The sequence below is a fragment of the Cognatundibacterium rugosum genome (genome assembly GCF_014284365.1).
Taxonomy (GTDB): Bacteria; Pseudomonadota; Gammaproteobacteria; order Burkholderiales; family Burkholderiaceae_D; genus Undibacterium; species Undibacterium rugosum.
Map to the genome: position 1 here is coordinate 1 of NZ_JACOGG010000004.1, position 13,536 is coordinate 13,536.

Consider the following 13,536-nt stretch of genomic DNA (forward strand, 5'->3'; position numbering starts at 1 on the left):
AGTGCTCACATTTATTGACTGTTAATTGTTAAAGATCACAGAATATTGAATTCTTTTTTCTGCTTGCCTTCCGGCTTTTGCTTCGAATCGTTTTGTTCGTCAGCAGCAGAGAAACGAGATTATGAAGCCTAGCCACGCTTGTGTCAACACCCTTCGATGAATTATGCGATTGTCTGTGGTTTTATAAAGAAATTCCTTTGCGCTCAGCTGAAAGATTGAGGATGCAGATCGCTTGATGCAAAATCACTATTGTTCAAATTAGGAATTCAGCATGCTCCCGGAAACAACACCAGATACAGATATCGCCGCCGCAGCAATTATCGCTACAGGCCTTGCTTTAGATAATAAGGAAGAGGCTGGGCATGGCAGTTGCGCCAATTGTCAACAACCCGTGATAGGCGCTTACTGCCATCATTGTGGCCAATCCACCCATATTCATCGATCACTGCTACATATGGCAGAAGAACTGCTGCATGGTTTATTTCATTTTGAAACGAAAGCCTGGCGCACACTGCCTGCACTGGTTGTCTCCCCTGGGCAACTGACGCGTGACTATATAAACGGGAAAAGGACACGCTTCGTATCTCCACTTGCCCTTTACTTATTTTTGTTATTCCTGATGTTTTTCGTCTTCTCTTTAACCGGAACGACTTTGGATGGATTTCAAACTAAAGAAGAAACCAAGGTGCTTTCACAAAAACAAAAAGAATCGTTAAAGAAGGAAATAGCGGAATTACGTGCACAGGAGAAGCAAGCCCAGCCCGGCAGTGAGGAGGCAAGAGAGTTGCAGCTTGAGATAGAAGAATTAGGAAAGGAGCTAACGGCGAGCACTGCCAGTCAGGCACAAAGCAGCACGACTAAGCTCACTGAGCCCACAACTAAGGAACAATCCGCCGCTACAGGTTTAAAAGAACTGGCAACAGAGCTGGAGAAAAGTGCTGAGAAGAATACACCAACCTGGCTCACCACACGATTGAAACATGCAGCGGAGAATCCTGAGCTAGTAATTTACAAAATGAAAAGCGGGGCGTCCAAATTCGCGTTGCTGCTGCCGCCTTTGGCTTTGCCATTTCTATGGTTGATGTTTGTTTTCCGAAGACAATTTGTGATGTTTGACCATGCAGTCTTCGCCTTGTACTCCTTGTGTTTCATGGCTTGCCTGATGATAGTATGCTCTTTACTGAATACGCTTGATCTCGGATGGTTGGCGATTATGCTAATCATTTTCGTTCCGCCTGTACACATGTATGCACAACTCAAAGCGACGTATCAGCTGACGCGCTTCGAAAGTATCTGGCGCACTCTGTTTTTGATCGTGATCGCCCTTATTTCTATCGCGCTCTACATGTTGTCATTGCTCGCAGCCAGCATGTAATTATTTGACCCACTTACACGGCGACACCGCCAGTTAGCAACTGGCGTACATGGCTGCATGCAAATACTCCCGCATTAGCCATATGTCACCCTTACTCAAACATAAGCCTGACTTCATATGAAAAAACTAATCTTTGCTTTATTCATGAGCATCGTAATGACACCCACACTTGCTCAACAGGACTACATGGAGGCGATCGCTAACCGTTCCTGCACCTGCATAGAAAAAATTCCGCGCAAAGGAATTAACAAGGAGGCGCTTACCATGCAATTGGGTGTGTGCATCATGCAATCCGTCACTCCTGCGGACCGGGAAAAGATACTGGCGGATTACAAAGTAGACCTGTTCGATATTGAACGTAAGGGACAGGAAAAAGCCGGCGCTATTATCGGAACGAGAATGGCAGCTGCGTGTCCTGGGCCAATTACCACTTTATACAGCATGATCAAAGATACTGTGACCGACATATCTGGCACGGTACAAAAAATAGAAACCGAGGGTTATGTCAGTTTAATCATCAAAGATACCCAAGGTAAGACGCATAAAGTTGTATGGTTGTCCCCCACCAAAGGAAATCTGGATCTGCCCGCTCAATACACGGGAATGACTGGAAAAATGGTGACCGCGCGTTGTGAAGTCAAAGAAATATTTGATCCGCGTATCGGAGAATATCGCCCCATGAAAATCATCACGGAAATTTCAGAAGGTTTTATCAAACCGTCGGCCAACTGATACAGGCAGGCACAGCGTCTCAATACTAAATACTATTGAGACAGTTTGCCTCATGACGCAAAAAAGGTCCGCAATCACTGCAAACCTTTTTTTCATGCAAACCTACATACTGGAATGCGTATGTAAGTGCAAACGCTTGTCGTCCGCTTCCAGCGCAGTCTGACATGGCATGCAACGCTCTGCGGTCGGCTCTACGTCCAGACGCGCATAAGGAATATTGGCGCCACACTCCTTACAAACATCTGCAATATTTTCACTGAGTCTGGCCTGAGCACGCTGCAAAGCTTCCCATTCTGCATGCTGGTGTAAATACTGCGACATCGCTTCGTGATTCAGTGTATCACCTGTTGCACTGTCACCCGCTTCAGCGGCCAGGCTGTGTGTCGCCGGGTTATGTTGACGTAAGTCTCGCTGGATACGCAATTTTAAAGCGTCCAGCTTCTGTTTCAGGCTCTCGATTTGGGAACTGCTCAGACTCATTTTATCTCCGGATTGAAGTGATATGAGTCAGATTACTCCGCTACCCCCTGATGGCTTTGATACAGCGCAATACCTATGCAGGCAAAATTTCTATCCTGCTTTGATTACGTCCAGAGTGTTTAGCCTGGTACAAAGCCTTATCTGCGCGCTCAAGCAAACGCTCCAGTTGCTGATCTTGTAAATGGTTGGAGGCGATACCAATACTGACGGTCACACCAAACTGTGCACCATCATTATCAAAAAAACGCAATTCTTCCACTCGCTTACGGATACGTTCAGCAACGATCATTGCTTGCTGATCTGTAGTTTGCTGCAACAATACGCAAAACTCTTCCCCACCCAGGCGACCAAACAAGTCGATCTCCCTAAGCTCGATTTTTACGGCCTCTGCAAATCTGACCAAAACCTGATCCCCAACCAGATGCCCGTGCTCATCGTTGATGGTCTTAAATAAATCCAGATCCAGCATTAACAGGCTCACGCGCGTGTTATAACGCTGAGCACTTTTGAACACGTGCTCGGTGTGCTCAAGGAAAGCACGACGGTTTTCTATATTCGTCAACGCATCAGTCGTGGCCAGACGTTTCAGCTCCTGTTCCATCTCATTACGTTGCGTGACGTCGCGAAACACACCCTCTATCCCTGCAAAATTGCCCTGTTCGTCGTACAGCGCCTGGCTATTGAGAGAAATATCGATCACACGTCCGGATTTGCAGCGCATTTTCCCAGGAAAATCCGTCACTCGCCCGCGGGACAGTATCGCCTGACGGTAAGACTCACTGTCTTCAGCATCCAGATAAAAAGACTTCGCTTCCTTGCCTTCCACTTCTTCAGGATCATAGCCCAGCATATTCACGACTGAGGGGCTGATTTTTCTGATAAACCCAGCTGCATCGGTGCGGTAATACACGTCCTGCATATTTTCAAACAAGCGCCGGAGGTCCAGCTCACTCTGCCGCAGATGCGCATCCATCGCATCATGCTCAGTCATATCGAGCGCACTGATGAGTACCGCATCTTGTTGCTGGTATTGAATGGAACGGCTCGCCACCAATAAAATACGGAAATGATTTTTCAGCGTGCGGATGCGCATTTTTGTCGCTGGGTTTTCCCAGCTACCGCCATCTTTCTGAATTCTGACCTGTGAACGGGTTTGATCCAGGGTGTGCACCAGATCAGCAATTTTCTGCCCCTGTAATTGCGACAACGCATCTGCCTCCATCAAGCGCAATGCTGCCGGATTAGCATCAACCAATACGCCATCAAGCGCGACAAAGACCGCGCTGGGAAGAACCTCAATCAGGGAAATGGGAGAATGTAAGGAATTCAAAAAGAGACCTTTGGAAAGTAGAGGGCATCAGAACTGCTTTTATTTTACTCTGCGATCTGATAAAAGCACGCACAAAATTACTGTGCAACATTAATTTCACAAAGGAAATGTTAATCCTCTACGTTTTTCATGGCACCTGATCGCAAGCACATCATAAGCATGAAATAATAGCCATCTAAACTAGATCGGCAAGCTGGGGCATCGCATTCAACACCTGGAGTATGCTCCGCCCGCAATAGCTTAATTTTGCTTTCTCCTACTAACCAGGAAACCATTTCCATGAAAAAGACATGTTCCACATCCGCAAATCTGCTGCGACGTATGCTCATCAGCAGTCTGCTCAGCGCCCCTGTTATCGCCCTTGCCGCGCAAGCTGGCGAAAAGCCGGCGCAACCCAAACTGATGGTCGTACTGGTAGTGGATGGACTGCCACAAGAACAGGTTGTGCGTTACCGTGACCAGTTTGCTGCTAACGGTGGTTTCCGTCGTCTGATAGACAAAGGTGCCTGGTTCAGTAATGCCCACCAGGCCCATGGCGTGACGCTGACCGCTGTGGGTCATACCGCCGTCCTGACTGGTGCTTATCCTTATCAACATGGCATTATCGCTAACGAATGGACGGACCGTAAGACGCTGGAACAGATGTATTGCACGCAAGATAATGCACACAACTATATCGGTGAAGAAACCAAGGCCGGTGCCGGGACTTCCCCTGCCAACCTGAAAGTCAGCACTGTGGGTGATGAACTCAGATATGCAACTGGCAATCAGGCCAAAGTCATTACAGTATCCGGTAAAGACCGCGGTGCCATTCTGTTAGCAGGCAAAGCCGGTACAGCGTATATGTACATGAGCAAATCCGGCCATTTCGCGAGCAGCACTTACTATATGCAAAGTCATCCGGCCTGGGTGCAACAATATCATCAGAGCAATCCACAAGATCGCTTCTACGGTCAGGAGTGGAAACCTTTACTGGCTGATAAGGCATATACCAATGATGCCAGTGACGATCTGGTCGCCGATCCCAAAGAACGCTTCCCTTTTCAATACGTGAGCAAATCCGGTAAGCCGGATGCCGAGTATTACAACAAGCTGCTCACCGGCCCGTTTGTCGATGAAATGACGCTGGACTTTGCACGCGCTGCAATCGAGGGGGAGAATCTGGGTAAAAATCCAGCTGGCGTAACCGATGTACTGGGCGTGAGCTTATCCAGCCACGACTACGTGAATCATGCCTACGGACCGGAAAGCCGCATGTCACATGATCATTTGCAAAGACTGGACAGATTGCTGGGTAACTTCTTCAGCTATCTCGATAAACGTGTCGGTCTGGATAACACCATCGTCGTGCTGACCGCCGATCATGGTTTCCCTAACGTGCCTGAGTTTTCACAATCGATCAAACGTGAAGCGCAACGCATCAACAGCAAAGACATGATGGCAGCATTGAATAAAGCACTGAGTGCCAAATTCGGCAGCGAACAACTGGCCGAAAAATGGTCCAGCCCGACTATCCTGCTAAATACCAAGCTCATCGCTGAAAAGAACCTGAAGCAAAGTGACATCGAAGCCGCCGCCGCAGAATTCTTACTGGGCTATTCGGGCATCGCCAATGTCTACACCCGTCACCAGCTGGAGCAAGGTATGATACCGGACACACGTCAGGCCAAACTGATACAGCGCGCCTGGAATCGTCAATTATCCGGCGATTTGTTGTTAGTGACCCAGCCTTACACTTACTTCAGCTACGGTGCAAAAGGGACTTCGCATGGGTCCCCGTATAGCTACGATACCAATGTGCCATTGATGATCATGGGTAAGCCATGGTTCCGCGCTGGTAACTACAGTCAATATGCAGAAGTCGTTGATATCGCCCCTACCCTGTCTCATCTGTTACGGATACGTCCGCCATCCGGTGCAGAAGGCCGCGTACTAAGCGAAATTCTGCATTGATAGCAAGATGAGATAAAGCACAACAGCCCGTATCACCGGGCTCCGAACTAAGCTGCAATAAAAAAACCGCATGCTCAACACATGCGGTTTTTTTTTGACTGCAGCCTGCCAATATTCAGCAGCTACAGAATCCGTATCAATATCAGGACTTACGATAATTATTCAGCATCTGGTAACTGCGTGCATACAGTGCAAATAACAAGGCAGCGACCAGCGCAAAACCGGCGAAGAAGAACATCTGGAAAGCCGTCACGCTGATACCTGTCGTTTTAATATACTCCGTCACCGCCGGGCTTTTCACGCTGGAATTGGCGAGCAAAACCCACAGGTTACCGATAGTCACAGACAGATTCCAGAAGCTCATGATCACGCCCTTCATTGCCAGCGGCGCCTGACTGTAAGCGAATTCCAGACCAGTCGCCGATACCAGTACTTCACCAAATGTCAGCAAAGCATACGGCAGGATTTGCCAGGTAATCGACAAGGCATCCCCACCATCCATTGCGAGCTGCATAAAGCCAACTACAATCCAGGCCAGACCGGAAAAGGCGATACCGAGTCCCATGCGGCGCAAGGCCGTCAACTCCACACCCATGCGTTTGAGCATAGGGTACAGAATCAGGTTATTAAACGGAATCAGCAGCATGACCAGCATAGGGTTCAAAGCCTGCATCTGAGCAGCCTGAAACCATTCTGGCTTAGTCATGTCATTGGCCTGCAATACCCAGGTCGATGCTTTTTGATCGAACAGTGACCAGAACGGCGTGACCAGCGCGAATACCACCAGCACACGCAAAACAGCACGTACACCGTCTACGGCTTCATCCGGATGCACGTCGCGTGCACGCTCCAATTGCAGCCACGCGCCCATACCACCAAAACCCAGGATCAAGACCAGCGCCAGACAGAATGCTGCCACTAAGCCAACGTTAGGTGTCAGGAATAAGGCGGCAACAGCCAGCAGCGCACCCAATACCGCAATGAAATAACCCGTGCGGGATTGGCCTGGTTGGCGGGCATTCAAGGCAGTTTTCACCACATTCAGGAAAGAATGAGGATTGTTTGGGGATGGCGGCACATGTACATATTTAGTACGACCCGACCAGAAAATCACTGTCGCAATAAACATCAGAATCCCCGGGATACCGAAGGCCACACTCGCACCAAACTGTTTCAGGAAAATCGGCATCAGCAGCGACGCAAAGAAGGAACCGAAGTTAATGATCCAATAAAAGCCATCGAATACTTTCTGCGCCAGACTGCGGTTACTCTGATCAAACTGATCACCGACAAACGACGTGACCAGCGGTTTAATCCCGCCTGAGCCCAACGCTATCAGGAATAAGCCGGTATAAAAGCCTTCTTTATTATTCTCAAACACCGCCAGACAGGCATGACCCGCGCAGTACACCAGGCTGAGCCAGAACACCGTATTGTATTTACCAAAGAAACGGTCCGCCAGCCAGCCACCGAGTAAAGGGAAGAAGTAAACGCCGATCACGAAGGTATGAAATACCTCTTTTGCCATGCCAGCGCGCATGCTTTCCGGCATAGACAACAGCAAACTGGTAATCAGGAACGGGGTCAGGATATTACGCATGCCATAAAAGCTGAAACGTTCACATCCTTCATTTGCGATGATGTAGGGGATCTGCCCTGGCATCTTCGGCTTATCCAATTGAGCAGTTTGCTGCGTCATCGGTCTCTCCAATTCAGTTATTGTAAGTAGTGGTAAATATTTGCAGTTCGTAATGAACACAGTCCCTGCTGACAGCTGCGCTGACCGCAGCTTCAAGCGCTTCCAGCTCAGGCAAAAACGCAGTATGGGTGCTACCCAAACCCATACAAAATAGTGCGCGCAGTATCCCGATTTGCCCTGCGCAAGTCAAGCAAGAAACAATCCCGCAGCGCATCATGACTGATGTGCTGCGGTGTCGTGCTCAACGGCGCTGAGAGCGTAGCCGCAACGGCCACATCAGCATACGGAACACGAAGCGCACTAACAGCAAAGTCAGCAGGGCTTCGATGAACGTCATCACAAAAGCGACGAACGTATTCCAGCGTTGCTCACGGCGCAAAAACTTGGCGATCATGCTGTCGCGCTTGATTTCTATACTGTCATAGAAAGTCGGCACCACCAGCAAGGTCAGCAAGGTAGAGGTAATCGTACCGCCAATAATCGCAATGGCCAGCGGGCGATAGAATTCACCGCCCTCACCCAGACCTATCGCGACCGGCAGCATACCGGCGATCAGCGCAAAGGTCGTCATCAGAATAGGACGCAGACGCTTACGCCCGGCGGTCATCAGCGCATCTTCACGGTCTAAGCCCTCACGTTCCAGTTCACGTGCACAATCGAGCAAGAGAATCGCATTTTTTGCGACCAATCCCATCAGCATAATAATGCCGATAAAACTCATCAGATTCAGCGTCCCTTTGGTCATCAACAGCGCCAACACCACGCCGATCAGACTTAAAGGCAGCGACAACATGACCGCAACCGGCGCCGTAAAGGAGCCAAACTGCATCACCAGGATCAGGTACATCAGGCCTATACCCATGACCAGTGCGATCGCCATTTCGCTGAACAATTCTTTTTGCGAGCGCGCTGCGCCACCCAGTTCCAGCGCATAGCCAGACGGGAAATTCATCGCCTTAGCGATCTTCAGCGCGTCGGCAGTGACCTCGCCCGAAGAACGTCCCTGTGCATTCGCAGAAACCGAGATCATGCGCTTACCATCGAAATGCTGAATCTTGGCGGGACCTTTCGCCATGCTGATTTTAGCGATCTGTTCGAGAGGAACCATCTTATCGCTGCCACTCACGGCGATAGGCAGGCGCTCAATATTTTCCAGATTAATGCGGTCAGCCGGATGCAGCCTGACCGCCACATCGCGTGCCTCACCGGTCGGGTCTACCCAATCACCCACTTCAACACCAGCGAAGGCAACCCGCAACGCCTGCGCCGCATCGTTGACAGAAATACCCAGCGAATTCGCCAGTCCACGATCCATCTCTATCTGTAGCTCGTCCTTAGGTTCCTGCTCAGACAGACCAACATCCACCGCACCCTCCACCTTGCGCAGTTTGTCCATGAATTCATTGGCAATCGCCAGCAATTTGCGCGCATCCGGGCCAGAGAACTGAATCTGCACCGGCTTACCGCCACCATTATTCAGATCATCCTGCACCACATACTCAGCACCGACCAGACTGCCGACCAAGCCGCGTAACTCCACCGCAATCTGTGCTGCGGAACGCTGGCGTTCGGTACTTTTACCAATATCCACATACACGCGGCCACCGGTTGCATTCACATTGCTGTTGGTGGCCTTGGTTTCTTTGATGGTACGTGCAAGTTCAGCCGCTTTCTCTACCTTCAAACGCGCATAGTGCAGACTTGCGCTGGAAGGCGTTCTGACTTCAACGAAAATGGTGCCATTATCAGCTGCCGGTAAAAAACTGGAACCACCAAACTTCGCATGCAGGCCAATTGCGGCAACAAATGACATCGCAGCAATCACGGCCATTGAAGTACGGTGATGCAAAGCCCAGGCAATCACGTTGCCGTAACGGTCAGACTGATGATCAAACCAGGCATTGAATTTGGCCAGCACCAGACTCAGGCCGGACTTAGGCTGCTCATGATGACCAGGCGGATCACCCCAGTAGGCTGACAGCATAGGATCGAGTGTGAACGAGATAAACAGACTGACCAGCACCGAGCTGGCAACAGTCAGCGCAAACGGACGGAACCATTCGCCAGACACCCCGGGCATAAACGCGACCGGAATAAACACCGCAATAATCGAGAATGTAGTGGCAGCCACCGCCAGCCCGATTTCCTTGGTACCGTTGCTGGCAGCCGTGCGTCGGTCCACACCCATTTCCATATGGCGCACAATATTTTCCCGCACCACAATCGCATCATCAATCAGGACCCCGATCGCCAACGACAAACCGAGTAAGGTCATAAAGTTGAGGGTAAAGCCGCACAGCCAGATAGCGATAAAAGCTGCCACCACCGAGGTGGGTAAACTAAGTGCTGTAATCAGCGTAGAGCGCCAGGAATTGAGGAACACGTAGACCACAAAAATGGTCAGCACCGCGCCAAAAATCAGGGAATCGATCACATTATTCAGACTGCTTTCAGCATCCTTACCACCGTCCTGAGTAACCTCCAGGCGCGTGCCTGCTGGCAGCGTCTTATTGATTTCAGCCACCAGCTGGCGTACCCTGGCAGCGACCGAAACCGTACTCGCGTCACGCGAACGGGTAATCGAGATACCGACATTCGGATTTCCATTGCGCACACTGAAACCACTGATTTCGGCAAAACCATCCGCGATGTCAGCCACCTGTGCCAGGCGCACGACTTCCGTACCACGGCGCTTAATCACAATGGACTGAAATTCCTGTGGTGACTCAATGCGACCAATCAGACGGATACTTTGTTCTTTCAGATCGCCTTTCACCTTCCCTACCGGTGCCGTGGTGTTCTGATTTTTAAGGGCAGTGACAACCTCAGCCACTGAGACATTGTATTCACGTAGCTTCTGCGCATGTAGCAAGACACTCAGTTCACGTTTGAGCGAACCATTGACCGACACGGTGGCCACACCATCGATGCCACGGAATTTATCCGAAAATTCATCCTCAGCCTTGCGTGAAATTTCGGCGTGACTCAAGGTCGTCGATGACAAAGCCAGCTGCATGATAGGTTGAGCGGAAGGGTCCACGCGCTGCAGCACAGGTTCACGCATTTCTACCGGCAGCTTATAGCGCACGGCGGCAATCGCATTCCTGACCTCATCCGAGGCTTCGATCATGTTCTTATTAAAATTAAAGAAAATGACAATGCTGGCACTGCCCTCTGCGGCCGTGGAAGTCAGTCTGTCTACCCCTGAAATACTTTGCAGGGATTTCTCGATGCGGTTGATAATCTCGCGTTCTACGGTTTCCGGCGATGCGCCCGGATAAGGAACGCTGACCACCAGTACCGGTTGCTCGACATCGGGAATCTGATTGACTTTGAGTTTTTTCAAAGCCAGCAGTCCCAGCGCCATCAAGGCGATGATGATGACGATCATCGCAATGGGTCGCTTAATACTGAAGTCGGATAAGAACATGGCTTATTTCCCCGCAGCGGAAGACGCGGCAGCTGGCACGCTGACAGGTTTAGGCGGCATAGCCGATGCCACCAATTGCGCCTTTTGTCCATCTTTCAGGGTCGATAAAGGATTGCGTATCACCTGATCACCACTATTGAGTCCGGCACGCACCGCAAAATCACCACGGCGCTGGTCACGCTCACCGAGCTGTATCGCCACTTTAGACAATTTACTGTCTTTCATGCGCCAGACGTAAGCCTTGTCACCATCACGTACCACCGCCGAGTTTTCCACCATCAGGGTTTCTGAGGTACTCGCCTCTATCATGCCTTCCGCATACAAACCCGCGACTCTGGGTTGATTCGCATCGGCAAACGCAATTAAGACCTCGACCTGACGGGTCGTGGCATTCGCAGCCGGATCCACCCGCTTGACCTTACCAGAAAAATTCTGACCGGCATAACCATTGATACGGAAGCTCACATTCTGCCCCACACGTACCGCGGTTACCTTATCGGCAGAAATCAACCCCTCAAAGCGCATACTGGCGGGATCGATCACTTTCAACAATTCCTTTCCCAATTGCGCAGTATCACCGGGAGAGACTTTACGTTCGCTGACGACACCATCAAATGGCGCACGTACTTCGGTACGGGTAATCTGCTGCCTGGCCTGCGCAGTCCTCGCTCTCGCAGCAACCAGATCGCTCTGGCTGTTATTGCGCCGGATTTCTGCATCTTCCAGTTGCTGAGTCGATGCCATACCGGAAGCGCGCAGCGTTTTTAAGCGCTGGAACTGGCGTTCGGCCTGCTCAAACGACTGACTGGAAGCACGTTCTGCTTCCTGCGCAGAATGCAGACTGTCGCGAATGGCGGTGTCATCCAGCCTGACCAGTAAATCACCACGCCTGACCGCTTCCCCGTTTTCTTTCAGGACCTGTAAAACGACCGAGGAAATTTCTGAGCGCAAGTCCGCCTTGCGTTCCGGCTGTATCGAGCCGGTCACCACTGGCCCCGAACTCAGCGCGCTGCTTTGCACCTGAGCCAAGTCTTCACTGGTCACCATGAGGGCTTTGTCCAGACTGGCGGAGGCACTGGCCGAAGCAGAAGCAGAGCCAGCAGCGCTGGCCTTGCCGGATTCATCCTCTTTTTTCAACTTACTACAGCCTGTTAGCGCGAGCATTGCGCACAATACGATCAGACCAGGACGCGACATGGTGTATCTCCGGATAACAATTATTGTAATGAAGGCCGCTTAGATGACGCGGCAGATAAAAAGTTTCAGATCCAGGCGCTGCACACATGCTGCATACATCGTTTGACAGCCGGATCTGCTATAACACAAGACCTATGTCAGCCCCGGTCACCCATCACCATACTGCCGGCAATTCCTGACCTGCAATATGCGAGCCGGACAGCGCCAGCATACGGGGAGGGTGACATCAATGACATCAATGACATCAATGACATCAATGACATCAATGACATCTTATAAACGAAGCATGTTAGCAGACAAAGTTCTTTATGTAGACGACTAAACACATGGCTGCGGCTCCACGTGCACAGTGCGAAGCATCCTTGCAAAAATACGCCAAGTCCGGTAGTCTGCGCCCTCCCTGCTTTTGATGGTCTGTACTGTGTCTGTTTCTGCTGTAGCTCGCGCCCCTGTTGTCCTGATTGCCACCGATGTCTTTGGTCACACTGCTGCCGTTGACGGGCTGGTGCGTCAACTGGGTCAGCCAGCGCTCATCGTTTCCCCATTTGAAGACAGCAGCCGCCATTTTGTGTCTGAGCAGGAAGCCTATCAAGCTTTCCTGGCCGAAGGTGGCATTGCGCGTTTCGCCGACAAACTGGCCGCTGCCCAGCTAGCCCATGCTGACAGTCTGCGCTACGCGATCGGCTTCAGTGCAGGCGCCAGCGCACTCTGGGTCAATGCAGAGCACAGTATGATGTCTGGCCTGCGGCAGATGGTCTTGTTTTATGGCTCACGCATCCGCGAATACCGCCAACTGCAGCCGCTGTGCCCGGTCAGGCTGATTTTCGCCGAACAGGAAGCAGCATTCTCTCCCACAGAGTTAGTGCAGGATTTACAAAGGCGCGGCCACCAGGCTGAGTTGCTCAAAGGCAGCAAACATGGCTTCATGAATGTGTATTCGCGCGGTTCCTGCGTGAAAAGTCAGGCCCGCTATGGCGACGAGCTATACCGCATGATGCAGGACACCGGCATCGCTGATGCGGCCTGAGCAGCACAAATCAGCACTACGGGCTGTCCCGAATTGCCTTCCCCCCTTGCCTTCCCCTATACTCTGCCCCGCGTGACACAATCACCACCCGGTGCCTGACGCTGCCGCAACCAGCAGTCACAGGCCGTTTTTCTATCTGCAATACTTTCGGTAGCCTTTTATTGGGACATTTATCAAGACATTGATCTGCACATGGATGAAAAGCGATACAGCATCGTCTCTGCAGGAACAATGTCGTTAAATTCCTATTTATTAATTTTTTTGCGGGATGATGAGTCTGCCCTATCCGGCACTACGATTCAGTCAAACCGCG

At 50.8% G+C, this 13,536-nt stretch carries 9 protein-coding genes; 4 read left to right on the forward strand and 5 right to left on the reverse strand.

Annotated features, from left to right (window positions below):
• Positions 1 to 271: 271 nt before the first annotated feature.
• Both H8K47_RS04705 and H8K47_RS04710 read left to right on the forward strand, forming a co-directional pair.
• Positions 272 to 1,375 carry a DUF3667 domain-containing protein gene (locus H8K47_RS04705; protein WP_186880276.1) on the forward strand — a complete coding sequence of 368 codons (1,104 nt, stop codon included), beginning with the start codon at positions 272 to 274 and terminating at the stop codon, positions 1,373 to 1,375.
• Positions 1,376 to 1,492: 117 nt separating this feature from the next.
• Positions 1,493 to 2,107: a hypothetical protein gene (locus tag H8K47_RS04710; RefSeq protein WP_186880277.1), complete on the forward strand. Its 615-nt coding sequence runs from the start codon at positions 1,493 to 1,495 to the stop codon at positions 2,105 to 2,107.
• Between the two features lie 102 nt (positions 2,108 to 2,209).
• On the opposite strand, the gene H8K47_RS04715 is transcribed toward H8K47_RS04710, so the two are convergent.
• Positions 2,210 to 2,587, reverse strand: a complete 378-nt coding sequence (locus tag H8K47_RS04715; protein WP_186880278.1) for a TraR/DksA family transcriptional regulator — start codon at positions 2,585 to 2,587, stop codon at positions 2,210 to 2,212.
• Positions 2,588 to 2,660: 73 nt separating this feature from the next.
• Positions 2,661 to 3,917, reverse strand: coding sequence for a sensor domain-containing diguanylate cyclase (locus H8K47_RS04720; RefSeq protein WP_186880279.1), 1,257 nt, complete (start codon positions 3,915 to 3,917; stop codon positions 2,661 to 2,663).
• 279 nt (positions 3,918 to 4,196) lie between these two features.
• On the opposite strand from H8K47_RS04720, the gene H8K47_RS04725 reads away from it, so the two are divergent.
• The gene (locus H8K47_RS04725) at positions 4,197 to 5,870 is read left to right on the forward strand and encodes an alkaline phosphatase family protein (RefSeq protein ID WP_186880280.1); all 1,674 of its coding nucleotides are present in this window, start codon (positions 4,197 to 4,199) and stop codon (positions 5,868 to 5,870) included.
• Between the two features lie 142 nt (positions 5,871 to 6,012).
• Here H8K47_RS04725 and H8K47_RS04730 read toward each other — a convergent pair whose 3' ends face one another.
• The 3 genes from H8K47_RS04730 to H8K47_RS04740 all read right to left on the reverse strand — a co-directional run bounded on the left by H8K47_RS04730 (position 6,013) and on the right by H8K47_RS04740 (position 12,196).
• On the reverse strand, positions 6,013 to 7,569 hold the full coding sequence (locus H8K47_RS04730; RefSeq protein WP_186880281.1) for a POT-type proton-dependent oligopeptide transporter: 1,557 nt from the start codon (positions 7,567 to 7,569) through the stop codon (positions 6,013 to 6,015).
• Positions 7,570 to 7,810: 241 nt separating this feature from the next.
• A complete protein-coding gene (locus tag H8K47_RS04735) occupies positions 7,811 to 10,999 on the reverse strand; it encodes an efflux RND transporter permease subunit (protein ID WP_186880282.1) in 3,189 nt (1,062 codons plus the stop codon).
• 3 nt (positions 11,000 to 11,002) lie between these two features.
• The gene (locus H8K47_RS04740) at positions 11,003 to 12,196 is read right to left on the reverse strand and encodes an efflux RND transporter periplasmic adaptor subunit (protein ID WP_230405255.1); all 1,194 of its coding nucleotides are present in this window, start codon (positions 12,194 to 12,196) and stop codon (positions 11,003 to 11,005) included.
• A gap of 421 nt (positions 12,197 to 12,617) precedes the next feature.
• On the opposite strand from H8K47_RS04740, the gene H8K47_RS04745 reads away from it, so the two are divergent.
• On the forward strand, positions 12,618 to 13,223 hold the full coding sequence (locus H8K47_RS04745; RefSeq protein ID WP_186880283.1) for a dienelactone hydrolase family protein: 606 nt from the start codon (positions 12,618 to 12,620) through the stop codon (positions 13,221 to 13,223).
• The last annotated feature ends 313 nt before the right edge of the window (positions 13,224 to 13,536 follow it).

Bases quoted from the DNA above. Each gene is read 5' to 3' on its own strand.
- H8K47_RS04705 (WP_186880276.1), top strand. From the start codon at position 272: ATGCTCCCGGAAACAACACCAGATACAGATATCGCCGCCGCAGCAATT.
- H8K47_RS04710 (WP_186880277.1), top strand. From the start codon at position 1,493: ATGAAAAAACTAATCTTTGCTTTATTCATGAGCATCGTAATGACACCC.
- H8K47_RS04715 (WP_186880278.1), bottom strand. From the start codon at position 2,587: ATGAGTCTGAGCAGTTCCCAAATCGAGAGCCTGAAACAGAAGCTGGAC.
- H8K47_RS04725 (WP_186880280.1), top strand. From the start codon at position 4,197: ATGAAAAAGACATGTTCCACATCCGCAAATCTGCTGCGACGTATGCTC.
- H8K47_RS04730 (WP_186880281.1), bottom strand. From the start codon at position 7,569: ATGACGCAGCAAACTGCTCAATTGGATAAGCCGAAGATGCCAGGGCAG.
- H8K47_RS04735 (WP_186880282.1), bottom strand. From the start codon at position 10,999: ATGTTCTTATCCGACTTCAGTATTAAGCGACCCATTGCGATGATCGTC.
- H8K47_RS04740 (WP_230405255.1), bottom strand. From the start codon at position 12,196: ATGTCGCGTCCTGGTCTGATCGTATTGTGCGCAATGCTCGCGCTAACA.